Here is a 25,564-nt window from a genome sequence, read left to right as displayed (position 1 = left end):
TCCTCCCAGGGCTCTTTCGTCATTTACAGGCGAAACTTAACCTTTTGTCCGGAAGAAGCAAATTCTTGTCATGCCGTTGTCATCCGCGTCGGCTGCTCCTACGTTCCCGTCATACCGCATCAGGGCCGTCAGCCGCCCCAATCCCGAGATCAGAGATGAAGACACGTGAAGAAAGGCAGGCGCTGCGGGCGAGCATGCCGCGCACCCCGCTCAGCGCCCATCATATGGAAAACGCCCGCCTGCTGCCGGATCGCGGCGAACTGCTCTACCGGATCCCGAATGGCGGCATCGGCGTCGAAGTGGGCGCAGCCTTCGGCGAATATACGGCGGAGATCCTGGAAAAGAATCGCCCGGCTCAGCTATATCTCATCGATCCCTGGTCGATGGATCGCTACAGCTCCGGGCTCGACGCGATTCACACGAATTTCGCGGCCGAGATCGAGGCCGGCCGGCTGCACCTGATGCAAGGCACATCGCTCGACAAGCTCGCCGAATTCGAGGACGACTTCCTCGACTGGGCCTATATCGACACCGACCATTCATTCGAGCTCACCTGGCAGGAGCTCCTGCTCTGCGAGAAGAAGGTGAAGCGGACAGGACGCATTGCCGGCCACGATTTCTGCACCGGCAACACGGTCAAACCGATCGTCTACGGTGTCGTCGAGGCGGTTACCAAATTCTGCAAGGATTATGGCTGGCAATTCGAATTCCTGACGGTCGAATCACACGCGCATTTTTCCTATTGCCTGAAGCGCCTCTGATCAGCTCACGCCTTGCCGGAATATTGATCGTCGCTGACCTTTTCCATCCAGTCGACATGCCTGCCGTCCAATGCCTCGTGGATGGCGATGTGCGTCATTGCCGTGTCCGGGCCGGCGCCGTGCCAGTGTTTTTCGCCCGGCGCAAACCAGACGGTGTCGCCGGCGCGGATCTCGCGGATATCCCCGCTCCAGCTCTGGGCGAGGCCCTTGCCCGAGGTGACGATCAGCGTCTGGCCGAGCGGATGCGTGTGCCAGGCCGTGCGGGCGCCCGGTTCGAAGGTGACGGAGGTTGCCCTCACCCGGGCCGGCGCCGGCGGCTCGATCAGCGGATCCTGGCGAACGGCGCCGGTAAAGTAGTCGGCCGGCGGTTTCGTCGAAGGGCGAGAGCCGGCGGGTTTGATCTCCATGATCGTTCCTTTCCATCCATTGCGGTTGAAGCCTTATCTGCGGACGATATTTGATCGAGGCGACCGATCAAGACCGGATCGGCAATTGCCGCACAGTTGCCCGCCTGATAGGCCAGTGTCTTTCATAACCGGGGAGATGTTCATGAAACACCATGCTTTTGGCCGCATGCCCTTCACCGTCACCAATGTCGGCTTCGGCGCCTGGCAGATCGGCGGCTCCTGGGGCGACATCAGCGAGGCGGATGGGCGCGCGGCGCTGAATGCCGCGCTCGATGCCGGTATGACGTTCATCGACACGGCGGATGTCTACGGCGACGGACGCTCGGAAAAGATCATTGCCGATGTCTTGAAGACGCGCGGCGGCGAGCGCCCGATGGTCGCGACCAAGGCCGGCCGCCGCCTCAACCCGCATGTCGCGGAAGGTTATAGCAAGGCCAATCTCGAAGGCTTCATCGACCGCAGCCTGGAGAATCTTGCGGTCGACAGTCTCGACCTCGTGCAGTTGCACTGCCCGCCGCGCGAGGTGCTTTACCAGCCTGAAATCTTCGAGAGCCTGGATACGCTGCAGAAAGCCGGCAAGATCAAGGGCTATGGCGTCAGCGTCGAAAAGGTCGAGGACGGGCTGAAGGCGATCGAATATCCCGGCGTCGTCAGCATCCAGATCATCTACAACATCTTCCGCCAGCGCCCCGACCATCTGTTCTTCGCCGAGGCGCGCCGCAGGAACGTGGCGATCATCGCCCGCGTGCCGCTCGCAAGCGGCCTTCTCTCCGGCAAGATCAGCCGCGAGACGCAGTTTGCCAGCGACGACCACCGCAATTTCAACCGCCACGGCGAAGCTTTCGATGTCGGCGAGACCTTTGCGGGTGTACCCTTCGAGGTGGGGCTGCAGGCGGTCGAGGAAGTGCGCAAGCTAGTGCCGGCCGGCGCCACCATGGCCGCCTTTGCGCTGCGCTGGATCCTGATGAGCGATGCGGTCACCGTCGTCATCCCCGGCGCCCGCAATGCCGAACAGGCGCGAGCCAACGCGGCTGCCGCCGACCTTGCGCCGCTTTCAGCGGATGTCATGGCGGCAACGCGCGAGATCTACGAGCGGCTGATCGCGCCGCATGTGCATCAGCGCTGGTAGCGCTGGAGGTTCTTCGTAAGGACTACGGCGAGACGAGAACAGCCTCTCATCCGGCTACCCCCACCGACCGGGGTCGAGCCACTCGTCTCGACCTGTCCTTCGGACCCCCGCTCGCGGGGCGAAGGGACCAAGCCGCAACCTCCCCGTCCCCCGCTTGCCTCTCGCAGGGCGCGTCCCCTCTCCCCGTTTTTACGCATGACGGAGACATGACGACCGGCAGGATTTCAGAGAGTCGGCGTCAGGCTGCCTGTTTTCCCCGACGCATCTCATTTCTCATGATGAAGAGCGACGCGGAAAGAATGAGTGCAGCGCCCAACCACAGATAGCCGGCGGGCGCGTAGCCGAAGAACAGCCAGCCGGCGAGAACGTTCAGCGGCAGCTTCAGGTCATCGAAGGGCTGGACATAGGCGGCGTCGGCGCTGGCATAGGCTAGGGTCAGCAGATATTGCGCCACGACCGTCAGGAGGCCAGCCAGAAGGAAGAGCGCGAGTGTCGTGCCTGTCGGCACTGCGAAACCCGCGGCAAGCGCCAGACCGCAGTTGATCGGCGTCAGCAGCACCAACAGCCAGACGGTGATGGTCTCCGGCCTCTCGATACCGGTCAGGCTCTTGGTGATGAGCGATGAGGCACCCCAGAGCAGTGCCGAGAGCACCGGCAGGAGCGCTGCCCAGGTGAAGCTGTCCGACCATGGCTGGAGGATGATCATCGCGCCGGCAAAGCCGACACCGGTTGCTGCCAAGCGGGCGGGGCCGACGCGCTCACCGAGGAACAGGCGGGCACCGAGAATGATGAAGAAGGGTGAGGTCATGACCAGCGCGATCGCTGCCAGATCGGCACCGAGGCAAGACCGGAAACCCAGGCCTCGACACCAAGCGCGGCAAAGACGACGCGCACGACGTGGCGCCAGGGATAGTCCGTCCGCATAGCAGCAAGGCCGGATTTGCGCAGGAAGGGCAAGGAGAAGAGGAAGGCGAAGGCATATTGCCAGAAGGCTGCGGAGGCTGGCGGAAAGGCAAGCTTCATGGTCAGCCATTGGGTGACGACGTTGAGCAGCGAGAAGGCGACGCCTCCAAGCACCATGAAAACGGCGCCGGCAATGGCGCGGGAACGCGGCATTGTAAGGGAATTCTGATTCATGTCTTCCATCCAGAACTACAGCGCCGCGCGTCTTTCCAGACGCGCAAAGGACGCTGTAGCGCTTTTAATTGCTGCATAATTTCATCCTTAAATCGATTCCGATTTGAGGAGTTATGCAGGCGACCAACATAAATCAGGACGCATGAGTCAACGGCGCGCAGACGCCGGCAGTCCTCTGCTCGCTCGCGGCCATGCTCATTCTCTTTCATCCGGACTATACCGTCGGCTCCGGAATCGCACCGGATCTGCTGACCCTTCCCCGGCCAAAAGCTTCGGAAGGCGCTCGCGGGCTCGGGCCGCAGCCCTTACCGCCGGTGGGGACTTTCACCCCGCCCTGAGAACAGCACGTTCGTAAAACAAAGCACTGCCTGCGGCAAGCGGCAAAACAAAAGGGGTCCGGCGGTGCCGAACCCCTCGAAATCCTGCTCAGCCGTTCTCGTTTACGGCCGGCGGACGATCAAATCAGCCGTTGACGGCGTCCTTCAGGCCCTTGCCGGGCGTGAACTTCGGCACGTTGCGAGCCGGGATATCGACTTCAGCGCCGGTCGACGGGTTACGGCCCTTCGTTGCAGCGCGATGAGAAACGGTGAAGCTGCCGAAACCAGCGAGGCGGATGTCGCCCTTGTTCTTGAGTTCGGCCTGGACAACGTCGAAAACCGCGTCAACAGCGGAAGCCGCGTCAGACTTCGTCAGCCCTGCCTTTTCGGCGACTGCGGACACGAGTTCATTCTTGTTCATGTTTCCACCCCTTTCTAAATGGTATGAAACGACTCAAATCTAAGCTAGGCGCAGATTAGGTTTCATCAGGCCCGCCGGGAACCCAAAAGCCCTGCAAATCAAGGAAAAGCAAGCGTCTCCATGACGTTTTCACAAAAAAGGCTGGCGTTTCCGCCAGCCTTTTCGCGTCTTTTGCGCTAATAGGGCACAAATGTGGCAAACGCCACTCAATGCGCTATGGTTGCGCCCGTATCATCAAGGCCTTCGACCGACGTGATGACAGGCGTTTCCACCGTGCCATCCCACTCGATCGGCTCCGGCCGCCGGATCAGCGCGTGCTTGATCACCTCGCCCATCCGGGAGACCGGGATGATCTCCATGCTGTTCTTCACATTGTCCGGAATCTCCGCCAGATCCTTGGCGTTCTCCTCCGGAATCAGCACCTTCTTGATGCCACCGCGAAGCGCTGCGAGCAGCTTTTCCTTGAGACCCCCAATCGGCAGCACACGGCCGCGAAGGGTGATTTCACCGGTCATGGCCACATGCTTGTTGACCGGGATGCCGGTCATGATCGAGACGATGGCGGTTGCCATGGCGACACCGGCCGACGGACCATCCTTCGGCGTCGCACCTTCCGGCACGTGCACGTGGATGTCGTTCTTTTCGAACATCGGCGGTTCGATGCCGAAATCGACGGCGCGCGAGCGGACATAAGAGGCCGCCGCCGAGATCGATTCCTTCATGACGTCCTTCAGATTGCCGGTAACCGTCATGCGGCCCTTGCCCGGCATCATCACACCTTCGATGGTCAGCAGTTCGCCGCCGACTTCCGTCCAGGCAAGACCGGTCACGACGCCGACCTGATCCTCGCCCTCGGCTTCGCTATGGCGGAAGCGCGGGACGCCGAGATAGTCGGCGATGTTGGCGGCCGTCACGTGAACGGACGTCGTCTTGCCCTTGATGATCTCGGTGACCGCCTTGCGGGCGAGCTTCATCAATTCGCGTTCAAAGCTGCGGACACCGGCTTCGCGGGTATACTGCTGGCTGATCGCCATCAGGGCGTCGTCGCTGACCGAGAATTCTTCCGGCTGCAACGCATGTTCCTTGATAGCCTTCGGCAGCAGGTGCCGCTTGGCGATCTCGCGCTTCTCGTCCTCGGTGTAACCGGCGATACGGATGATTTCCATGCGGTCCATCAGCGGTGCAGGGATGTTCAGCGTATTCGCCGTCGTGATGAACATCACGTCCGACAGGTCGTATTCGACTTCCAGATAGTGGTCCATGAAGGTCGAGTTCTGCGCCGGGTCGAGCACTTCGAGCAGGGCGGAGGACGGGTCGCCGCGGAAATCCATGCCCATCTTGTCGATTTCGTCGAGCAGGAAGAGCGGGTTGGACTTCTTTGCCTTCTTCATCGACTGGATGACCTTGCCGGGCATCGAGCCGATATAGGTGCGGCGGTGACCGCGGATTTCGGCTTCGTCGCGAACGCCGCCGAGCGCCATGCGGACATACTCACGGCCGGTCGCCTTGGCGATCGACTGGGCGAGCGAGGTCTTGCCGACACCAGGAGGGCCGACGAGGCAGAGGATCGGGCCCTTGATCTTGGTGGCGCGGGCCTGCACGGCCAGATATTCGACGATGCGCTCCTTGACCTTGTCGAGACCGAAGTGATCGGCTTCGAGGATCTTTTCGGCGTTGTTGAGATCGGCCTTGATCTTCGACTTCTTGCCCCAGGGAATGCCGAGCAGCCAGTCCAGATAGTTGCGCACGACGGTGGCTTCGGCCGACATCGGGCTCATCTGACGCAGCTTCTTCAGCTCCGCATCGGCCTTTTCACGGGCCTCCTTGGACAGCTTGGTCTTGGCGATGCGCTCTTCCAGTTCGCTCATCTCGTCGCGGCCTTCCTCGCCGTCGCCGAGCTCCTTCTGGATCGCCTTCATCTGCTCATTGAGGTAGTACTCACGCTGGGTCTTCTCCATCTGGCGCTTGACGCGCGAGCGGATGCGCTTTTCGACCTGCAGGACCGAAATCTCGCCTTCCATGAAGCCGAGAGCCTTTTCGAGGCGCTGCTTGACGCTGGTGGTTTCCAGCATCTCCTGCTTCTCGGTGATCTTGATCGACAGGTGCGAGGCGACCGTATCGGCGAGCTTGGAATAGTCGTCGATCTGGCTGGCGGCGCCGACCACTTCAGGGGAAATCTTCTTGTTGAGCTTCACATAGCTCTCGAATTCGGAAACGACCGAGCGCGACAAGGCTTCCAGCTCGACCGGATCGTCATGGGGCTCCTCGAGCACATGGCCGAGCGCCTCATAGAAATCCTCACGGCTCGTATAGGTGTCGATCTCGGCGCGGGCGCGGCCTTCGACCAGAACCTTGACGGTGCCATCAGGAAGCTTCAAGAGCTGCAGCACGTTTGCCACGGTGCCGACATTGTGGATCGCCGAAGGGTCCGGATCATCGTCACTGGCGTTGATCTGCGTCACCAGCATGATCTGCTTGTCCGAGCCCATGACCTCTTCGAGCGCACGGATCGACTTTTCCCGTCCGACAAACAGCGGCACGATCATATGCGGGAAAACCACGATGTCACGCAAAGGCAGAACGGGGTAGGCAGTGCTGCTCGCTACAGACGTTTTCTTCGTCATTTTTTGTCCTTTCCATCGTCCCGTTACCGGGCTCTCTGCACGACCGCTTGGGATCGGCCGGCACTCTCACTTGGCCTACAAGTGGAGGTTCTGACTACGCTTTTCAAGCCACGCTAACGCCCGCGTTCCCCGGATATGACAGCTTTGTTACAACGGAACACCAGCACTATGAAACGCGTGGCTGGACCGGCGCTTACCACTTCCGACCCGGCTAAATACAACGCCAGCAATACACTCACGGAATCACTGCATCATTGCCAAGCACCGCTCCCTGCGCAACATCGGCAAGGGCAAGCTCCAGTTCCCACCGCCAAAATACTAACAGCGCCTCGCATGGTTTTTCAAATAGAAAGGGGCTCGCCCATGGCAAGCCCCTTAAAATAATGGTGTGAAAACCATAAGATTACGCGGAAGCGTTGGCTTTTTCTTCCTGACGATCGGCATAGATGTAGAGCGGACGCGCCGAGCCGCGCACCACTTCCTCCGAGATGACGACCTCGCGCACGCCTTCCAGCGTCGGCAGCTCGAACATCGTGTCGAGCAGGATCTTTTCCATGATCGAACGAAGGCCGCGGGCGCCGGTCTTGCGCACGATCGCCTTGCGGGCGATTTCGCGCAACGCATCCTCGTGAAAGGTCAGTTCCACATCCTCCATCTCGAACAGGCGCTGATACTGCTTGATCAACGCGTTCTTCGGCTCGGACAGGATCTGGATCAGCGCGTCCTCATCGAGGTCCTCGAGCGTCGCCAGAACCGGCAGACGGCCGATGAATTCGGGGATGAGGCCGAACTTGACCAGATCTTCCGGCTCGAGTTCGCGCAGGACTTCGCCGACACGGCGGTCGTCCTGAGCCTTGACGGTCGCACCGAAGCCGATCGAGGTCTTCTCGCCGCGGGCGGAGATGATCTTGTCGAGGCCGGCGAAGGCGCCACCGCAGATGAACAGGATGTTCGTCGTGTCGACCTGCAGGAATTCCTGCTGCGGGTGCTTGCGGCCGCCCTGCGGCGGGACGGAAGCGACCGTACCTTCCATGATCTTCAGAAGCGCCTGCTGCACGCCCTCGCCCGAGACGTCGCGGGTGATCGAAGGATTGTCGGACTTGCGCGAAATCTTGTCGACTTCGTCGATGTAGACGATGCCGCGCTGGGCGCGCTCGACATTGTAGTCAGCCGCCTGCAAGAGCTTGAGGATGATGTTTTCGACGTCCTCACCGACATAACCGGCTTCCGTCAGCGTCGTCGCATCGGCCATGGTGAAGGGAACGTCGATGATGCGGGCGAGCGTCTGAGCAAGATAGGTCTTGCCGCAGCCTGTGGGGCCGACGAGCATGATGTTCGACTTCGCCAACTCGACTTCGCCGTTCTTGGAGGCGTGCGCCAGGCGCTTGTAATGGTTGTGAACGGCGACCGACAGGATCTTCTTCGCCTGGCGCTGACCGATGACATATTCGTCGAGGACCTTGATGATGTCCTGGGGCGTCGGAACGCCGTCGCGGGACTTGACCATCGAGGACTTGTTTTCCTCGCGGATGATGTCCATGCACAATTCGACGCATTCATCGCAGATGAAGACGGTCGGTCCGGCAATCAGTTTCCGGACTTCGTGCTGGCTCTTTCCGCAGAACGAACAATAGAGGGTGTTCTTGGAGTCGCCGCCGTTGCTGCCGCTGACCTTGCTCATATCATTTTCCTTCCAGCACGCCGCATTTCAAGGCGAAATCGCGGTCCACTCTATCAGCTCCTGGCGGCACTCCGTTTCCGGAGCCTTTGCCGAGAAGGGCTTCAGGGGCTACGAACCGGTCCCAATCAACCATGTCCAGGTTCCGGCGGCAACGAATTCCCCTTCGAATGCCGAATGCTATGTCATAAAAATTCAACATAGCATTAATAGTTACTATTAGCGTCTTCGTCGCCAGTTGAAAGCCTTGTTCGATCACAAATGAGATAGAACTGTGGCGAGGAAAACACCATCCCAATTAATTACTAGGCCTGCTCGCCTTCCATCTCGAGGCGTGATGTCAGAACCTTGTCGATCACACCCCAATCCTGGGCCTCGTCCGCATCCATGAAATGGTCACGATCGAGCGTCTTTTCAACTTCCTCGTAGCTGCGGCCGGTGTGCTTGACGTAGACCTCGTTCAGCCGGCGCTTCATCTTGAGGATGTCGCGGGCGTGGCGCTCGATGTCCGAAGCCTGGCCCTGGAAGCCGCCCGAGGGCTGGTGCACCATGATGCGGGAATTCGGCGTGGCGAAGCGCATGTCCTTATGGCCGGCCGCCAGCAGCAGCGAGCCCATGGACGCGGCCTGGCCGATGCAGAGCGTCGACACCGCTGGTTTGATGAACTGCATCGTGTCGTAGATCGCCATGCCGGCAGTGACGACGCCACCGGGCGAATTGATGTAGAGAGCGATTTCCTTCTTCGGGTTTTCTGCCTCGAGGAAGAGAAGCTGGGCGCAGACGAGCGTCGCCATATGATCTTCGACGGCGCCGGTCAGGAAGATGATGCGTTCCTTCAACAGACGGGAATAGATGTCGTAGGAGCGTTCACCGCGGTTGGTCTGTTCCACGACCATCGGCACGAGGGCCATTGCGGTATCAACTGGGTTTCTCATGTGCGTCCTTTGTCAACGTCATGCCGGCAGGCCGGGAATCAAAGAAAATGTCTTATCCCTACATAGAGTGTCCCTGCCCTCCTCTTCAAGACACGCCTTGGGATAACGTTAAGAAGGCGGGGCAAGACGGCGAGGTTTCGAAGCCGGCAGCCTCTATCTCGCAAACGCCTGTTGGGCGCGAGCCTTCGATGGCGTCTGCCCCCGCTTTTCTCCATGACAGGATGAAGGAAAGGTTACTCCAATCGGCAGCGCTCACGCACGTTTACCCGACGGAAAGCCTATCGCCAGATACCGGCCGAAAATCATGCCGCAGTGCAACGACATTAAGGAACTGGCGAACTTCCTCCGCAAGGATGCGGGCCAACAGACAAGGTCGACGGGCAAGGGGTTGCTGCCGTGTTCAATATCGCTACAGGTCTCGCCATCTGGTGTTCGGAGGCCATGACGCTCGCTTTGGTGCTTTTCGTCGCCTGGCGCCACAATGTCAGGAATGAAGCCTATCTCTATTGGGGCCTCGGCTTCTTTCTGACCGCCATCGGCTTTGCGATGATCTCGCTGCGCAGCGAAATTCCCAGCCTGCTCTCCATCGAGGTGGGCAATGCCATCGCGCTGCTCGGCCAGAGCGCCTGGGTAGCGGGTTTTCTCGCACTCGACCGCAAGAAGATCGAATGGTGGGCTCTGCTGCCGCCGGCAATCTGGCTGGCCGGGATCTTTCTGCCCTGGGTCAACACCGATTATTCCAACCGCGTCGTGCTCTATAATCTCGCTTCGGCGACGGGTGCCACGGCATTGGCCATGGCGGTCGCCGCCGGCGACATGCGCCGCGAGCGCACCCGCATCAAGCTGATGGGCGTGTTCGTCGTCCAGGGCGGCCTGTGTTTCGCCTCGGCGCTGACGATGGCGGTGACGCTGCCAAGCGATATCGAGGCAACCAATCTCGGCGGCGTCTCGGCAATGGCAAGCGCCTTCCTGCTCACCATCGCCTTCGCGCTCACCTGCCGACTGGTGATGGAGCGCTCCGAACGGCATCTGCGCGCAATGACGCTGACCGATTCCCTGACCGGCGTTCTCAACCGCCGTGGTCTGCTCGGCTATTTCGAGTCGATCCAGGAGAGAGCCCATGGCGAGCAGCGGCAGGTCGCGGTGATCCTTTTCGACCTTGACCATTTCAAACGCGTCAACGATCGCTTCGGCCATCAGTCCGGTGACGCCGTGCTCACCGCTTTCGCGCGCATGGCCCGGCAATATGTTCCAAACAACATCTTCGGCCGCATGGGCGGCGAAGAATTCGCCGCCTTCGCGGCCGTTGCCGACCAGACGGAAGCCGAGGCGATCGCCGAAGCGATCCGCACCGAATTCTGCCGCCTTCCTGTCAGCACCGGCGAAGCGATCGTTCCGGTCACGGTCAGCATCGGCATTGCACTCGCCTCCTCGATCGAAGCCAATATCGACAAGCTGATCTCGGCCGCCGACCGGGCACTCTATGCGGCCAAGGCCGCCGGCCGCAATTGCACGGTCACCTTCGGCGAAGAGGAAGCGGCGGCCCCGGCGCCGGCCACGCCGAGCACCACCGCCGGCGAGCTCGTTCCGACGGTCGACGACCAGGTGGAGGCGCTGCGGCGGATGGGCGCGCTGTCACGGGCCGGCTAGCCGCAAGTCAAAAAGCAGAATCAATCACCGGGTTTAGACATGGATCTTAAAGCCGTGGGCGCCTCCGATCGAGCGCGCCTCGTTCCGTGCCGAACACTCCTCACCCACATCTTTTCGAGGGCCGGCAAATCCGCTAAGCCTTCGGTTCATGACGATACCGCCCTTTTTCTCGATCGACCCCGCCCTCCGCCACGTCTCGCTGGACGCCCGCAATCCGGCCTTCTACGGCAACCCGAATGCCGTTTACGCCGCGCTTCACGCTCATTGTCCGACCTTCTACTGGACCGAGCAGAAACAGTGGTTCTTCACCGGTTACGACCATGTGAACGGGTTGCTGCGCGACCGCCGCTTCGGCCGACAGATCCTGCATATCGCCAGCCGCGAGGAGCTCGGCCTAGCGGAGCCGATGGCGCATCTTGAAAGTTTCGATCTCTCGGAACGTTATTCCCTGCTCGAGCTCGAACCGCCGGAGCACACGCGGCTGCGCACGCTCGTCAACCGCGCCTTCGTCTCCCGCCATGTCGAGAAGATGAAGCCGGAGCTTACCGAGCTTGCCAACCGGCTGATCGACGGCTTCGCGGACAAGGGCGAGGTCGAGCTGCTCTCGGCCTTTGCCGACATTATCCCGGTGACGATGATCGCCCGGATGATCGGCATCCCGGAGGAGATGGGGCCGCAACTGCTCGCCTGGTCACATGCCTATGTGCGCATGTACTTGTTCGGCCGCACGCGCCGGCAAGAAGAAGAGGCCGAACGGGCGGCCAGAGAATTTTCCGACTATGTGAGAACAGTGATCGCAGAACGCCGGGCCGAGCCGCGCGATGACCTGTTGACCCATATGATCCACACCGAGCACAAGGGCCAATACCTCACAGAAGAAGAGCTCATCTCAACCACGATCGTGCTGCTCAATGCCGGACACGAGGCAACCGTGCACCAGATCGGCAACTCCGTGCGCACCATCCTCGACAGCGGCTGCGATCCGGCAGAACTCTTCCGGGACGAAGCGGCGACGGAGCGCACCGTCGAGGAAACCCTGCGCATCTGCGCGCCCGTCCACATCTTCCAGCGCTGGGCGCTCGAGCCCGCAGAGATCGACGGCGTCTCCTTCAAGCGCGGCGACAAGGTAAGCCTCATTCTCGCCGCCGCTAATCTCGACCCGGCGAAATTCACCGATCCCCTTGCCTTCCGGCCCGACCGCAACGAGGCGCCAAACCTCTCCTTCGGCGCCGGCATCCATTTCTGCATCGGCGCACCGCTGGCGCGGCTGGAGCTCAACGTCGTGCTGCCGATCCTGTTCGAACGGCTTGCCGGCCTCAGGCTGGCGAAGACGCCCGTCGTCAAGGACGTCTATCATTTCCACGGGCTCGACCGGCTGGATCTCCGGTGGTGATCCGCTCAGGACGGCGGATCCGCGGAAGCTCTGCGCAGCGTGCTGGCGCGATCTCGCGGCATTACGCTGCCTGTTCTTGAAGCTTGCTCGATATGTCGAGCGCCGACATGGGTTTTCCGAGCAAATAGCCTTGCAGCTGGTCGCAGCCGGCCTCCCGCAAGATCGTTGCCTGGCGGATATTCTCGATGCCTTCCGCGGTGACGGGAATCTGCAGCGCGGTCGCCAAGGAGATGGTCGCCTTGAGAACATCGGCACCATTCGAGGCTTGGTCGAGAGCAGACACCAGCGAGCGGTCGATTTTCATCCGATCAAAGCCGAACTGCCGCAATGCGCCAATGCTTGCATAGCCGCAGCCGAAGTCGTCGAGCGCGAATTTGATACCGACCTGCTTGAGGTGATCTATCGATCGACGCGCCTGATCCGGATTGGTCATGAGGACGCCTTCGGTGATTTCCAATGTCAAGCGCCTCGGATCGAAATCGAGGTCCTGCAGGAGGGAGATCACTTCGGCGGCGAATTCCGGATTGCAGAGCTGGACCGGCGAAACGTTGACGGACAACGCCAGACCGGGCCAGTTCTTGGCGTGCTCGATCGATGTTTTCAACATGTGACCGCCGAGCGCATCGATGAGGCCGCATCTTTCGGCAAGCGGAATGAAAATCTCCGGACTGATATTTCCTGTCGCGGTCCGCCAGCGGGCCAGCGCTTCAAGACCGGTCACCACGCCCGTCGTCGCAGAAACGAGAGGTTGGAAAACAGCTTCGATCGCACCATTGCCGATGGCGTTTTTCAACAGAGTTTCCAGTTCGGCGACCCTTTGGCGCTCCCGATCCAGCTCGGGGTCGTATTCGATTGCCCGGCCTCTGCCATTTTCCTTGGCGCGATAGAGCGCCATATCAGCCCTGCGCAAAAGCTCCAGAGGCTCGATGTCTGCGTCACGTGCAGCAGCGCCGATGCTCGCACCGACCTCGATCGTTCGTCCGTCGATTTTGAAAGGTTCGGCAAACAGCGCCAGAATCGTATCCTCTATCTCCTGTCGCTCGGCGGTTCCGACCTGGACCAGAGCGAACTCGTCGCCCCCCAACCGGGCCACGGCAACGACTTCGGGATGGCAGGCGATCAGCGCGTTCGAGACGATCCGGATAAGTTCATCCCCGACCGCGTGCCCCCAGGCGTCATTGACCGCCTTGAAACCATCGAGATCGACCAGGTAAAGCCGAGGCGGCGAAAGCTCCGAGCCTTCCAAGTCTTCCAGCAGGGCGAGAAGCCCATGCCTGTTCAGGAGACCGCTCAGGCTATCGTGGTTCGCTTCGAAAATCGCTGCTTGCGCCAGTTGACGAAGACGCCGCGCTTCGGCTGCGCCCACCAGCAGAACGCCGGCCAGGAACAGGACGAGGATGATGATGGCGGCTGCAACGAAAGGATAGACCTGCCGGAACACGGCGCTGCCTGGCGCTTTGCTCGGCCAGACGAGCTGGCCGATGACGCCACCCTTCATATCCGTGATCGGTGTGTTCAGCAGGCCCGGTTCGGGCGCGGCGGCAAGGCGCAAGCCCTCGAGTTCGTGTTCGTTCGAAAGCGTGCTGAGAACGTCCGAGTTGAACTCCTTATAGAAGCTTAGCACGCTGAGCTTCGTCGGAAGCTCGCCTTCCGCTTGATACGGCTGGATCGGCTGTGACGCGATGAGCGCGATGCCCGTTTCCGTCTTGATGAAATTGACCACCGGCGCCTGTCCGAAATCGGTGGCCGTATTGATCTGCCGGTAGAAAGCTTCGCCGAAAAAGGCACTCGGCTGGAAGGGCTTGCCTTTGGCATAGGCGGAGACGATCGACGAGCGGTCGGGACCGGTCACGATGGCGCCGTCGTAGAGCGGATAATCCTCGCTGGTTTTACCCCAGTTCTCATAAGCCCAATCCGCGGCGGCGGGAGATGCGATCGCCTTATAGGCATCATCCCATACGGCGTTATCAGTCGTCGTTGCGCTCAGGCGGCTGACAAAGGCTGCGATCGCCGCGCGGGAGGCGCGAATGGCCCTGGCATCGTCGATTTCGTTCGCCGACCGCGTCATCGTGGCGACGACATGCGCCATGAGGCCGGTCAAGACGAGCGCGACGACGAGGAAGAAAACGGTTGTTGCAATGATGGAAGACGTTTGGGTTCGAACGTGCCTACCCGCAAAATTCGACGACATGCCAATCCCGAAAAGATGAACTGTGAGGCCATGTCTATGGTGACGGCAGGAGACATCATGTCCGCAATGCGCTGCAGATAAGGTCTAGCATTTGACGATGTAGGTCCCATTAATGGGAAAGATCAAATGCCTTCTACCCGCGAAAGAGAAGCGGTTATTTTGGGGGAAACGCACAATAATCGCCGCAAACCGGGACAGACCGCCACCGCCAAAGCCGGCTCGCAGCCGCTGTTCAGACCTTGATCACATAGTCCTTGCGAGTCGTTTCAACGACTTCCCAGGTTCCCTTGAAGCCCGGCCTCAAGATCATCCGGTCGCCCGCCTTCAGATGCACCGGCTCACCGCCGTCCTCCGTGACGATCGAATGGCCTGATAGCAGGCTGAAATATTCCCACTCCTCGTAGACGATCCGCCACTTGCCGGGTGTCGCCTCCCAGATCCCGGAATAGAGGCCGCCGTCGCCCTCCTCCAGATTCCAGGTGCGAAATTGCGGATCGCCGGAGATGATTCGAGCGGGCTCCGGCGCGCCGAACTCGGGTTCGACTCCATCGATGTTGAAGGTGATGAAATTCGCCGCAACCATCATGAACCCTCCGGCGTCAGTGTCCTTCGCAGCAAACGTCTGCGCGCGATTGTTTGAAATCTTTGCAATTTGTCTCTCGTCGCACAGGGCATTGACCGCGCTTGGAAACGGAGCCTCTTCTCCCGTCACCTTGAGCGACATTTGTGAAGATAGCGGTTAGAATTGACGGCAGTGCTTTCACTTTGTGAGAATTTTGCCTGCCTTGACCGCGGCAGTATCTGACGCAATGCCACGCTGATAGGAGCCGCTTGAAATAGGGGCTATCTTGGCGCGGCCGAGCGCAGGTCCGGTCGCCGCTCTGTCACTCCGACGGGGACAATTGTCAGAGCAGCGATACCCGCTTCATCGGCTGCAAGCAGAAGCGCCTCGCGGAATCGTTCCGGGCTAATTTTCCCGGTAATTGCATCGACACAGGCTTTTACGGCAGCGACGTATTCCTCGCCGTCGTCGGAAGGCCAGTCGTTAATCAGGAGATGCGCCGCATCGCCGAGCGTCCGGACGATCTTGCGCGTTCCCGGACCGCGCAAAGCAAGCGCGACCGGCGTGAATGCCGATGATGTATTCCAGCACATTGTCCCCGAACCCTCAAGGCATGATTACTGCAATCCTAACCGCGCAACATACGCTTGTTTCCTGAAATTTGGAATTGAAAACTGAGCGATAAAACCGCTCCAACGCGAAGTAGCAGAAACTAAAGAAAGGGCTCAGGGACCTGATGTCCGCGCGCTCTGAGCTACGGCGACATGTGTCGCATTGATGACAGGGCAGCAACTGATACGACCGAATTTGCAACTGGTGGCCGCGGCGGAGCCACAGCGTGTTTGGCACGAAGCCCATTGCCGCCATGACGGACCGGTCAGTTCGTATGGGTGCTGGTCACTCTGACATAGTAGCCGTCGGGATCGACAAGGCGAAAGTCGCGCAATCCCCAGGGCTGCGTGGCGAGGGCGGAAAGTGGCCACCCGCTCTCTTCCGCCTTGCGATAGGCATCCTCGACATCAGCGACCTTCAGGACGATCTCGACGCCGAGGCCGACCCTGTTGCCGATTTCGCCGCGTAACGGATGATCGCTGGAAAGGACGCTTTGGGAATTGATCGCGATGACGGCGTCGCCATTTCTCAACATCGTATATTCCCTGCGCCGAGCCCTCGACTTCAAAACCCAGGACTCGCCGGTAGAAATCAATCGATGTCTGAGGCGTTTGGACAAACAACTCCAAGTCAGGTTCAACTGGGCCTCCCTCTGCGCGAATTTTATGCTTTTTACCAGAAGAAGCGGACGAACGCCGCACTGGAACGGCCAAACTTCAAAGCCTGGTCCGGATCAAACACGCTGCCGCCGCAATTCGCCGAAGAACTCGTTCAACCCCCTGTTCCAGCGTCAAGTTCGACGTGTCGAGAATTTCGCATCCGTATGCCGCTGCTTCATGCCGTAGGAAGGCGGCCCAATTCATCATATCCGGATTTGCCAACTCCGGCTGACCTCGATCAATGGAAAGGCGGCTGGCTCTGGTGTCGTCGTCGCAATCGATCAGGATACAGGAATGCGATCCGATCCCGGCACGTTCGGCAGCTTCGGCCAGAAAGGAAAAGCGCGCCTGGCCCTCAAACAGGACGCTGCGCCCCTTTGTCAGGAGCGGCGACAGTCGAGCCATCCATCCGAAAATGGCCGCTCTCTGCCATCCTTCGACAGAGCCGAATTGATGAACCATCTCCTGGACGGGCGGAACGCCGATGCGGTCTTTGTAAATGACGTCGATCTCTTGCCCATGCAGCCGCTCAACAGCTTCGGCAATTGTCGTTTTCCCGGCCCCAGATGCACCGGTGAGAATGACGAGAGGCATGATTGCTCCATCCACCGCGGTCAGCAAAAGGTGGCGGCGGTCGTACTCCAAAGGTCGTCGGGCCGACATTACGACGTCCGCCCCGAAGGTTGGCGAGGGCCGCCTCTTCAACGGGCGCGGCACTTCAAAGGCGAAACGCCTTAGATCGTTCATCGAGCGCGCCGTCGTCTTAGGTCGCAAGGCTATTGCGCGAACTCTGGGACTACCGCGACACCATCGTCACGTGAGCAGGCGCTGGAGGCCAGCTACTTCATAAGGGACCATGCCCAGATCGCCTCGGTCAAGAACTGAGGCGACCGCCGAAATACGAACAAGGCGCGTGACCTAACTCCGCCAATCAGAGAAGCGCCATCTATTGCCTATTAGACTTTGTTGCTGGCCTCGTATCGGATTTCGAGTGCGCTGAGATGCGAGATGTTCCCATTGCCTCGGATCGATTAATGGAAGGCTGCGGGCGCCGGCGCGATCAGGGGGAACCGCGCGATTAATATACTGGTGAGTTCCTCCTGGGTGCGATGGCCGCGATTGAAAAGGTCGATTGCCGCGCTGCAGATTATTTCCGATGTTTTGTCGTCCGGTTTGGCCTTGTAGTGCCTAAACCAAGATTGAACGGACAGCGAGAGCACGGCCCATTCTGTTTCTTGGACGCTCGTGATCAACATTCCTCATCTCCTCACAAGTTGAAAAGGCAGCTTTGCAGGGTTTCATAAGTGAGCCTGCAGTCCCAGTTGTGCCGTGGCGTTGAAGAATATCTCCTGCCATTCAGTGAGAGGCGATCGCGCGACCGCTGGACGCGAGATGCTCTGTAATGGCGCGCCGGATTTCGGTAACCGTGTCGAAGAGCCTGTTGTCCAGGTCGATGACGTTGAAGCGGACAGCGATGAATTTGAGGCGGTTTTCGACAGGGACCGCGATCCCGACTTCCTGACCATTGAATACGACAGCTTGCTTTTGCATAACAAACCCCGGGCGCGCCATACGGGAGCACCATCTTAGAAAAGCGGAACAAAGGATTTACGACGCGTCAGATTGCCGTCGTAGGTCGGTATCGGATCGAGACGAGATCACGCATTCGCTGCACCATTGCGAAGAAACGAAGTCGGACAAGCAACGTCATCATCCTCCCCTCAAGCGAGGTCAGCAGACCACGGAGTATCGTCGGCGAGAGCCGGTTATTTCGGAGTTCCCCTGTAAAAAAACCTAGTCGAGAAATTTCGAGTAAGCAACTGATTTTTGTATTTATTTAGCGTTTTAAATCGTATGATAATTACCGCAGATGCGAAGTAATAAATGATGTACGTTCATCCAACCTATCGTCGAGGCCCGCTGGCGGGACCGACGTAGCGACAGGGCCGTTATTGGGCAGGTATTTCGAAGGCCCTACACGAACGATAGCGCGTGTAGCGCCAACGCTTGTGTGGCTAACCGGCACAACAGGGGCGGTGTTCCGCTCCTGCGCTGCCCTTCCAGAAGCTGTCGGGACCTACCTTCATGATGGCGGTACGCCTTCCGGCCATGGCTTCTCGGATCTAAATCCCCATCGCGAACCAAATTATCTGTTCGCTGTTTCCTTCGTATCACGAAGGAGGACTGCCATGAGCTTTGAGCCTGAAAGCCTATCCTACGATCAGCTTGCGAGCGTGCAGGCAGCGGTGTTTTGTGATGCCCTTCTACCACCCTCCTACTGTTGACAACAAAGGGCGGGCTTCACGCGGCCCGATGGGGAGCGAGGCGACGCGTCAGAAACCCCAAGACGCCGTCAGCCTCGAGGCGACGACCTCAGCCTGACTTCGACACGACATCCCTTGTCCGAAGGGTGCCTTATTACCACGCCGTCGAACTGCCGCGATCAGCTTGACGACTTTCGATCCGACCCCGTCGCCAGGGTCGGGCGGGCAGCCTGCCCCGTCGTCTTCCACTGCAATAATTATGTCTGCTCCTTCCCTGGCCGGCGTAATCTCAATTCAGAGGCGGACGTAGGTGTCAGAGGTATGTGACGAACTACACTAGATCTTGGAGAGCGCCTGTTCGAGATCGGCGATGATGTCCTTGACGTCCTCGATACCGATGGAAAGGCGCACCACATCGGGTCCGGCACCGGCCGCGATCTTCTGCTCATCGTTCAGCTGCCGGTGCGTCGTCGAGGCCGGATGAATGACGAGCGAGCGGGTGTCGCCGACATTGGCAAGATGGGAGAAGAGCTCAAGTCCTTCGACCAGCGTCTTGCCAGCCTCATAACCGCCCCTGACGCCGAAGGTGAAGACGGAGCCTGCGCCCTTCGGCGAATAACGCTGCTGCAGGGCATGGTTCGGATCGTCTTCGAGGCCGGCATAATTCACCCAGGCGATCTTGCTGTGCGCCTTCAGCCACCGGGCGACAGCGATGGCATTGTCGCTGTGGCGCTGCATTCTGAGCGGCAGGGTCTCGATGCCGGTCAGAATCAGGAAGGCATTGAAGGGCGAAATCGCAGGACCGAGGTCGCGCAGGCCGAGCACGCGGGCAGCGATTGCGAAGGCGAAATTGCCAAAAGTCGCGTGCAGCACCATGCCGTTATACTCCGGTCGCGGGCTCGACAGCATCGGGTAATTGCCTGACTTCGACCAGTCAAAGGTGCCGCCGTCGACGATAAGGCCGCCCATGGAATTGCCGTGGCCGCCGAGAAATTTTGTCAGCGAATGCACGACGATATCGGCGCCGTGTTCGATCGGACGGATGAGATAGGGTGTTGCCATCGTATTGTCGACGATCAGCGGCAGGCCGTGACGATGCGCGACGTCGGCAATGGCGGCGATATCGACGAAGGTACCGCCCGGATTAGCAAGGCTTTCGATAAAGATGCCGCGGGTCTTGTCGTCGATCTGGCTTTCGAAGCTCGCCGGATCGGCAGAATCGGCCCAGCGCACCTGCCAGCCGAAATTCTCGAAAGCATGGCCGAACTGATTGATCGAGCCGCCATAGAGTTTGCGGGCGGCGATGAAATTTTCGCCCGGGCGCATGATGGTGTGGAAGACGATCATCTGCGCCGCATGGCCGGAGGCGACGGCAAGGGCCGCCGTGCCGCCCTCGAGCGCGGCGACGCGTTCCTCGAGCACGGCCTGCGTCGGGTTCATGATGCGGGTGTAGATATTACCGAAGGCCTGCAGGCCGAAGAGGTCGGCGGCATGATCGGAATCGTTAAAGACGAAAGCGGTCGTCTGGTAGATCGGCGTCACCCGTGCGCCGGTCGCCGGATCGGGCTGTGCGCCTGCGTGGACCGCCAAGGTGTTGAATCCAGGATCGTTCTTGGCCATGTCGCCCTCCGAATTATTGTTCACCGGGCAGGATCATAGCTTGTCGCCGACGAAAGTTAATCGCGATCCGTTTCAACCCTTGGGCGTTCGGTGGAAAATCCGTCTCAGGGCAGCTCTGCTCAGGCAATGAGACGAGGATATTCGATCGCCGGGCAGCGGTTCATCACCACTTTAATGCCGGCAGCCTCCGCCTTTGCCGCCGCGGCATCGTCGCGGACGCCAAGCTGAGCCCAGATCACCTTCGGCAACGGCCTCAGCGCCAACGCCTCCTCAACAACCCTATCGAGATATTCGGCGGCGCGAAAGACATCGATCATATCGATCGGCACCGGAACGTGGGCAAGCCGGGCGTAGACGGTGCGGCCCTGGATCTGTTTGCCCGCCTGTCCCGGATTGACGGGTATGACCTCATAGCCGCGCGACAGCAGATAGCCCATGACGCCGTTGCTCGGCCGGGCCGGATTGGGCGAGGCACCGGTCAGCGCGATGGTCTTTACCGACTGCAGGATTCCGGCGAGATAATCATCCGTGTAGGCGTCGTGATTCATATCCGTTTCTCCATTCCGAGAATGCCTTTGAGTCCGCCGGCATTTTTTCATTTCGGCAAACCGGCTGCACGCGTTCTGCGTATATAGGAGTTGAATGGCCCTGAGGATGATTCAGTGAGAAAAATTGCTCTTGCCGTCATGCTTGTGCTCGCCGCATCACCGGCAGCGGCGATCTCGCGCTACAATCCGCTCACCATGAGCTGCGCCAACGTGCGGGCGGCCATCCACAATCAGGGCGCCGTCATCTTCCGCTACCAATCTCCCCGCGGGCTGCCGCTTTATGATCGCTACGTCCGCAACAGCAATTATTGCGACGCAACCGATTATGCGGAATGGACTCATATCCCGGCAAAGGATGATCCCCGCTGCCCGGTTCTGAATTGCCAGAGCATAGACAACCTTGACGGGATGCTCTTCGTTCCGCTTCATCAGCTCTGACGTCGCCGCCGCCGCGCGCCCTGCAGGCGCCGTTTGCCTTTCGCGCTTGCAAACAGGCTTAGAGTTCAATCGCGCGCTGCGATTTCTCCGAGAATATACAATCTAAAGCTTCTTTTTTCGCCTATGTCAAAGTTATAGAATAATATCTGTATTTCAGCAGCATAGAAAGAACAGCTCGGGATTTCCCCCAGTCGTTTTCTCCTTCGGTTCCCCATAAGATCACGATGTGTTCTCTCGTCCATTAGAAGCATCTCATAGTTGAGAAGATCGCGTGGATTGAACGCATATCGCGCGCACGTAAAACTTGTCGTCGGACCCCGACATTGTTTGCATATTGAAAGGATGGTATTGGACCCGAAAACGCATCCGCGACCGCGGCAATGCATTTTCGTGCAAATATCAGTTGTCTTTCCACAATTCTGCCCCGTCGGGGCGAGGCGGTTCGCCTTCCTCCGCAGCACCGGATTTATCCCTTGCCTCTCGACGTCATCCTGCTCGTTCTGTTCGGTGCACTGCTGCATGCGACATGGAACGCGATCGTCAAAGCGGGAAGCGATAAATCCCTGGATGCGGCGTTGATTTCGGCCGGCGGCGCAGTGTCCGCGTTGCCGTTTCTGGCATTTCTGCCGTTGCCGCAAAGTGCAGCCTGGCCGTTCATCGGCGCCTCGGCCATCCTGCAGTTCGCCTATTTCCAGCTGGTTGCCGCCGCCTACCGAGCCGGTGATATCGGCCTCGTCTATCCGCTGATGCGTGGTTGCGCGCCGCTGCTGGTCGCCGCGACAAGCGGTGTCGTCCTGCGCGAACATCTTTCCGCCGCCGCTCTTGCCGGGATCATGACGATTTCAGCCGGCGTCCTGACGCTCGCCCTGGAGGCTCGGCGCAGCAGCGGCCATGCGGTCGCCTTCTCCATTGCCAATGCTTTCGTCATCGCCAGCTACACTTATGTCGACGGCATCGGCGCGCGTCTTTCAGGCAATGCGGTTTCCTATACGTTGTGGATGTCGCTGCTGCCGCCGATACTGCTGTTTGCCTGGGCGGCGTCGCAGCGCGGTAGCCTGACGGTGTTGCATCACGTTCGCCGCAATTGGTGGCGCGGCCTGATCGGCGGCGCGGGATCGATTGCATCCTACGGACTGGCACTTTGGGCGATGACGAAGGCGCCGGTGGCGACCGTTGCCGCACTGCGGGAAACTGCGATCCTGTTTGCGCTGGTGCTCTCGGTTGCCGTCTTCAAGGAAAAAGCCGGCATCTGGCGTTACGTCGCCGGCGTCGTCATCGCGATCGGCGTGCTGGTTCTGAAACTCGCCTGATCATTCGCCTTTCCACTCCGGCTTGCGCTTGCCGAGAAAGGCGCCGATGCCCTCCTGCGCATCCCGCGTGAGCATGTTCTCCACCATCACCTTGGAGGCATAGTCATAGGCAGCCTCCACCGGCAGTTCGAGCTGCCGATAGAAGGCCTCCTTGCCGATCTTCAAGGTCAATGGCGATTTGCCGGCAATCACCGCCGCATATTTGGAAACGACCTGCGCCAGATACTGCTTCGGCACGATGCGGTTGACGAGGCCGAAATCCTTGGCGGTCGAAGCATCGATCGTCTCGCCGGTCAGAAGCATCTCCATCGCCTGCTTGCGATGGGCGGCACGGGTTACCGCCACCATCGGCGTCGAACAGAACAGGCCGATATTGACGCCCGGCGTGCAGAACGTCGACGTGTCCGTGCAGATCGCCAGATCACAGGAGGCAACGAGTTGACAGCCGGCAGCGGTTGCAAGCCCGTCGATCTCGGCGATGACGGGTTTCGGCAGATGCGTGATCCTCAGCATCAGATCGGCGCAGAGTCGGAAGCTTTTCTCGAAGAACACAGCGCCTTGGTCTTCGTCGACGCGATGGGCGGTGAGCTCCTTGAGGTCATGGCCGGCGGAAAAGACGGAGCCGGTCGAGGCGATGACGACGACGCGCACATCCGCGTCCGATCCCGCCTTTTCGAGCTCGGCCATCAGCGCCTCGAGAAGCGCGATTGAAAGTGCGTTGGCCGGCGGGTCGTTGAGCACAAGCCGCAGCACGCCATCGCGCAGCGAACGGAGCAACAATCCGTCCGCCCTCTCCGCGTCCCTTCGGAAGGATACGATTTCGGCCATGATGCTGCTCCCTGCGCTTGGATTTCCACACAGCTGTTCTGCCACAAGGCACAGATAATTTCGAGCAGGATCCGCCCTCCCCGCCACGGCGTCATTAGGACCAGAACCACGATTTCGATATCTCGGCCGTCGCCTGTGCACGGGTCAGACCGATATCGCGAAGCTCGTCATCGGTGAGTTCCGACAGTTTGCGGCGGCTGCGACGCTTTTTGAGCCGGCACTCGATGACCGACAGCAGCCGCCTGCCCCAACGCGCCGTCTCACGACATTTCAGCCGAAGGGCGCTGAGCGGTATCTCCAAGATTTCGTCGAATTCCACGGTCATCTCTTCATCCTTTCCCGATGGACGAAAGATGCGCTGGAAGGTGCAGCGAAAGAAGCTTATGGATATTATCATATGCATAAGGATTTCTTTGGCATGCTCCTCAATCTCGATCAGCTCGCAACCTTCATCAATGTCGCCGACCTGGGGAGCTTTACGGCTGCGGCCGACAAGGAAGGCGTGACGCAGCCGGCCGTCAGCCTGCAGATCAAGGGGCTCGAACAGCTGCTCGGCGTCAGGCTGATTGAGCGCGTCGGACGGCGAGCGCAACCGACCGCGGCAGGCCTCGACCTGCTTTCGCATGCAAGGCGTCTGCTTCAGCAAGCGGCCGCGGCGGAAGAGGCGATGCTGCCGCACAGGGATGGCGCCAGCGGCCGCGTGCGCATCGGCAGCGGCGGCACCGCCTCGATCCACCTGCTCCCGCGCGCCATCGCCGCCGCCAAGAAATCCATGCCCGGCCTCGAAATCACCGTCCATATCGGCAATGCCGACGACATTCTGCGCGATCTGGAGGCCAACAGTCTCGACATCGCCGTCGTCGCTCTGCCGGCCTCGGGACGAAACTTCGAGATCGAACCGTTCTACGAGGAGGAGTTGCTGGCGGTTGCTCCCGTCGGCAGCCTCGTGCCCGAAGGCGGACCGGACGCTGCCTTCATGCGCGACAGGACGCTGCTGCTTTATGAGGGAGGCAATACCAGACGGGGAATCGACGCCTGGCTGGGCGCTCCTGATATCAGGACCCGCCCCGCGATGGAGTTCGGCAGCGTCGAGGCGATCAAGGAACTGGTGGCAGTGGGGCTCGGCTGGTCGATCCTGCCGGGGCTTGCGCTAAAGCGCGACCGTGCCGGTCTCGTGACGACATCTTCGCTGAAACCAAAGCTTACGCGCCGCCTCGGCATGGTTCTGCGCCGGGACAAACATCTGACACGCGGCCTTCGGGAAATGATGAAATGCCTACGGGAGTTCAAGGATTAGGAGCGCTCTGGACCGTGGCCCCGGCGCGTCCCAATCCAGGTCGCGGCAGCGCTAGAAGGGCGAAACGCGCCCTCCTGAGATCCGGCAAATTTGAGGTATTATAATACCGCACCAATAAGTTGCTGTTTTTATTATTATTTTTTTCAGATCGTCAAAAATGTCGATATTGACCCGATGTCACATTCCCTTTATACACCGCGCCAGAACGCAGCCTTCCGGGCTGCTTTCTTTTTGGCATGTCTTGCGCCTGCCAATCCAAGCAACAAGAAACGCCCTTAAAGCCCTCGGGCCAAGGGTCCTAAAAGAGAGTATTCACTATGGCAACCTTCTCACAGAAGCCGGCAGAGGTGGAGAAGAAGTGGGTGATCATCGACGCCGAAGGGCTGGTCGTTGGCCGTCTCGCTTCCATCATCGCTATGCGCCTGCGCGGCAAGCACAAGGCAACCTTCACGCCCCACGTTGACGACGGCGACAACGTCATCGTCATCAATGCCGACAAGGTCGTTTTCACCGGCAAGAAGTACTCCGACAAGGTCTATTACTGGCACACCGGTTATGCCGGCGGCATCAAGGAACGCACCGCACGCCAGATCATCGAAGGCCGCTTCCCGGAGCGCGTCCTCGAAAAGGCCGTCGAACGCATGGTTCCGCGCGGCCCGCTCGGCCGTCGCCAGATGAAGAACCTGCGCGTCTACGCCGGCTCCAACCATCCCCATGAAGCCCAGCAGCCGGTCACCCTCGACGTTGCCGCGCTCAACAAAAAGAACGTAAGGAGCGCCTGAT

The 25,564-nt window shown here is 59.9% G+C and carries 23 protein-coding genes, 2 pseudogenes and 1 riboswitch; of the genes and pseudogenes, 8 read left to right on the top strand and 17 right to left on the bottom strand.

Annotated features, from left to right (window positions below):
- Positions 1-155 precede the first annotated feature (155 nt).
- Positions 156-761: a class I SAM-dependent methyltransferase gene (locus Tal182_RS08590; RefSeq protein WP_064801807.1), complete on the top strand. Its 606-nt coding sequence runs from the start codon at positions 156-158 to the stop codon at positions 759-761.
- A 5-nt stretch (positions 762-766) separates the two neighbouring features.
- Here the strand turns inward: Tal182_RS08590 and Tal182_RS08585 are convergent, their stop codons facing one another.
- Positions 767-1,168, bottom strand: a complete 402-nt coding sequence (locus tag Tal182_RS08585) for a cupin domain-containing protein (RefSeq protein WP_064801805.1) — start codon at positions 1,166-1,168, stop codon at positions 767-769.
- Between the two features lie 142 nt (positions 1,169-1,310).
- On the opposite strand from Tal182_RS08585, the gene Tal182_RS08580 reads away from it, so the two are divergent.
- A complete protein-coding gene (locus Tal182_RS08580) occupies positions 1,311-2,297 on the top strand; it encodes an aldo/keto reductase (RefSeq protein WP_085859158.1) in 987 nt (328 codons plus the stop codon).
- Positions 2,298-2,535: 238 nt separating this feature from the next.
- Here the strand turns inward: Tal182_RS08580 and Tal182_RS08575 are convergent.
- The 5 genes and pseudogenes from Tal182_RS08575 to clpP all read right to left on the bottom strand — a co-directional run bounded on the left by Tal182_RS08575 (position 2,536) and on the right by clpP (position 9,409).
- Positions 2,536-3,434 (bottom strand): annotated as a pseudogene (locus Tal182_RS08575) (DMT family transporter).
- 193 nt (positions 3,435-3,627) lie between these two features.
- Positions 3,628-3,780, bottom strand: a riboswitch (FMN riboswitch).
- Between the two features lie 116 nt (positions 3,781-3,896).
- Positions 3,897-4,172: a DNA-binding protein HupB gene (hupB, locus tag Tal182_RS08570; RefSeq protein WP_003558438.1), complete on the bottom strand. Its 276-nt coding sequence runs from the start codon at positions 4,170-4,172 to the stop codon at positions 3,897-3,899.
- A gap of 206 nt (positions 4,173-4,378) precedes the next feature.
- On the bottom strand, positions 4,379-6,796 hold the full coding sequence (gene lon / locus Tal182_RS08565; RefSeq protein WP_085859157.1) for an endopeptidase La: 2,418 nt from the start codon (positions 6,794-6,796) through the stop codon (positions 4,379-4,381).
- A gap of 403 nt (positions 6,797-7,199) precedes the next feature.
- A complete protein-coding gene (gene clpX, locus Tal182_RS08560) occupies positions 7,200-8,477 on the bottom strand; it encodes an ATP-dependent Clp protease ATP-binding subunit ClpX (protein WP_004680013.1) in 1,278 nt (425 codons plus the stop codon).
- A gap of 302 nt (positions 8,478-8,779) precedes the next feature.
- The gene (clpP, locus tag Tal182_RS08555) at positions 8,780-9,409 is read right to left on the bottom strand and encodes an ATP-dependent Clp endopeptidase proteolytic subunit ClpP (protein WP_064801799.1); all 630 of its coding nucleotides are present in this window, start codon (positions 9,407-9,409) and stop codon (positions 8,780-8,782) included.
- 396 nt (positions 9,410-9,805) lie between these two features.
- Here clpP and Tal182_RS08550 point away from each other — a divergent pair, with 396 nt between their 5' ends.
- A complete protein-coding gene (locus Tal182_RS08550; RefSeq protein WP_085859156.1) occupies positions 9,806-11,059 on the top strand; it encodes a GGDEF domain-containing protein in 1,254 nt (417 codons plus the stop codon).
- Positions 11,060-11,207: 148 nt separating this feature from the next.
- Positions 11,208-12,452 carry a cytochrome P450 gene (locus Tal182_RS08545; RefSeq protein WP_085859155.1) on the top strand — a complete coding sequence of 415 codons (1,245 nt, stop codon included), beginning with the start codon at positions 11,208-11,210 and terminating at the stop codon, positions 12,450-12,452.
- Positions 12,453-12,513: 61 nt separating this feature from the next.
- Here Tal182_RS08545 and Tal182_RS08540 read toward each other — a convergent pair whose 3' ends face one another.
- From Tal182_RS08540 to Tal182_RS08500, 9 genes and pseudogenes are all read right to left on the bottom strand, one after another.
- Positions 12,514-14,643, bottom strand: coding sequence for a bifunctional diguanylate cyclase/phosphodiesterase (locus tag Tal182_RS08540; RefSeq protein ID WP_085859154.1), 2,130 nt, complete (start codon positions 14,641-14,643; stop codon positions 12,514-12,516).
- A gap of 232 nt (positions 14,644-14,875) precedes the next feature.
- The gene (locus tag Tal182_RS08535) at positions 14,876-15,229 is read right to left on the bottom strand and encodes a cupin domain-containing protein (RefSeq protein ID WP_085860889.1); all 354 of its coding nucleotides are present in this window, start codon (positions 15,227-15,229) and stop codon (positions 14,876-14,878) included.
- Between the two features lie 257 nt (positions 15,230-15,486).
- Complete coding sequence (locus Tal182_RS08530) at positions 15,487-15,798, bottom strand: DUF982 domain-containing protein (RefSeq protein ID WP_085859153.1); 312 nt, start codon at positions 15,796-15,798, stop codon at positions 15,487-15,489.
- 284 nt (positions 15,799-16,082) lie between these two features.
- Positions 16,083-16,479 (bottom strand): annotated as a pseudogene (locus Tal182_RS08525) (VOC family protein).
- Between the two features lie 54 nt (positions 16,480-16,533).
- Complete coding sequence (locus tag Tal182_RS08520) at positions 16,534-17,223, bottom strand: AAA family ATPase (RefSeq protein ID WP_245344836.1); 690 nt, start codon at positions 17,221-17,223, stop codon at positions 16,534-16,536.
- Positions 17,224-17,507: 284 nt separating this feature from the next.
- Positions 17,508-17,732 carry a hypothetical protein gene (locus Tal182_RS08515; protein WP_064801789.1) on the bottom strand — a complete coding sequence of 75 codons (225 nt, stop codon included), beginning with the start codon at positions 17,730-17,732 and terminating at the stop codon, positions 17,508-17,510.
- A 100-nt stretch (positions 17,733-17,832) separates the two neighbouring features.
- A complete protein-coding gene (locus tag Tal182_RS08510) occupies positions 17,833-18,027 on the bottom strand; it encodes a hypothetical protein (protein WP_064801787.1) in 195 nt (64 codons plus the stop codon).
- Positions 18,028-19,076: 1,049 nt separating this feature from the next.
- The gene (locus Tal182_RS08505; protein WP_064801785.1) at positions 19,077-20,360 is read right to left on the bottom strand and encodes an O-acetylhomoserine aminocarboxypropyltransferase; all 1,284 of its coding nucleotides are present in this window, start codon (positions 20,358-20,360) and stop codon (positions 19,077-19,079) included.
- A gap of 119 nt (positions 20,361-20,479) precedes the next feature.
- A complete protein-coding gene (locus Tal182_RS08500) occupies positions 20,480-20,908 on the bottom strand; it encodes a CoA-binding protein (RefSeq protein ID WP_085859152.1) in 429 nt (142 codons plus the stop codon).
- Positions 20,909-21,022: 114 nt separating this feature from the next.
- Between Tal182_RS08500 and Tal182_RS08495 the strand changes: the two genes are divergently transcribed.
- Positions 21,023-21,346 carry a hypothetical protein gene (locus tag Tal182_RS08495; RefSeq protein ID WP_085859151.1) on the top strand — a complete coding sequence of 108 codons (324 nt, stop codon included), beginning with the start codon at positions 21,023-21,025 and terminating at the stop codon, positions 21,344-21,346.
- Positions 21,347-21,819: 473 nt separating this feature from the next.
- Entirely contained in the window at positions 21,820-22,656 is an 837-nt protein-coding gene (locus Tal182_RS08490) for an EamA family transporter (RefSeq protein WP_064811673.1), read from the top strand.
- Here the strand turns inward: Tal182_RS08490 and Tal182_RS08485 are convergent, their stop codons facing one another.
- Both Tal182_RS08485 and Tal182_RS08480 read right to left on the bottom strand, forming a co-directional pair.
- On the bottom strand, positions 22,657-23,484 hold the full coding sequence (locus Tal182_RS08485; RefSeq protein WP_085859150.1) for an enoyl-CoA hydratase: 828 nt from the start codon (positions 23,482-23,484) through the stop codon (positions 22,657-22,659). It lies immediately after the preceding gene.
- A 94-nt stretch (positions 23,485-23,578) separates the two neighbouring features.
- Positions 23,579-23,809 (bottom strand): DUF1127 domain-containing protein, encoded by a 231-nt coding sequence (locus Tal182_RS08480; protein WP_085860887.1) that lies wholly within the window; start codon positions 23,807-23,809, stop codon positions 23,579-23,581.
- A gap of 72 nt (positions 23,810-23,881) precedes the next feature.
- On the opposite strand from Tal182_RS08480, the gene Tal182_RS08475 reads away from it, so the two are divergent.
- A complete protein-coding gene (locus Tal182_RS08475; protein ID WP_170965867.1) occupies positions 23,882-24,781 on the top strand; it encodes a LysR family transcriptional regulator in 900 nt (299 codons plus the stop codon).
- 317 nt (positions 24,782-25,098) lie between these two features.
- Positions 25,099-25,563, top strand: coding sequence for a 50S ribosomal protein L13 (gene rplM / locus Tal182_RS08470; RefSeq protein WP_064810098.1), 465 nt, complete (start codon positions 25,099-25,101; stop codon positions 25,561-25,563).
- Position 25,564: the final 1 nt, after the last annotated feature.

Origin of the sequence: Rhizobium sp. TAL182 (assembly GCF_002117725.1) — a bacterium.
GTDB lineage: Bacteria > Pseudomonadota > Alphaproteobacteria > Rhizobiales > Rhizobiaceae > Rhizobium > Rhizobium esperanzae.
Note: the sequence above shows the minus strand (reverse complement) of the source record. Positions and strands in the feature narration are given on the sequence as shown.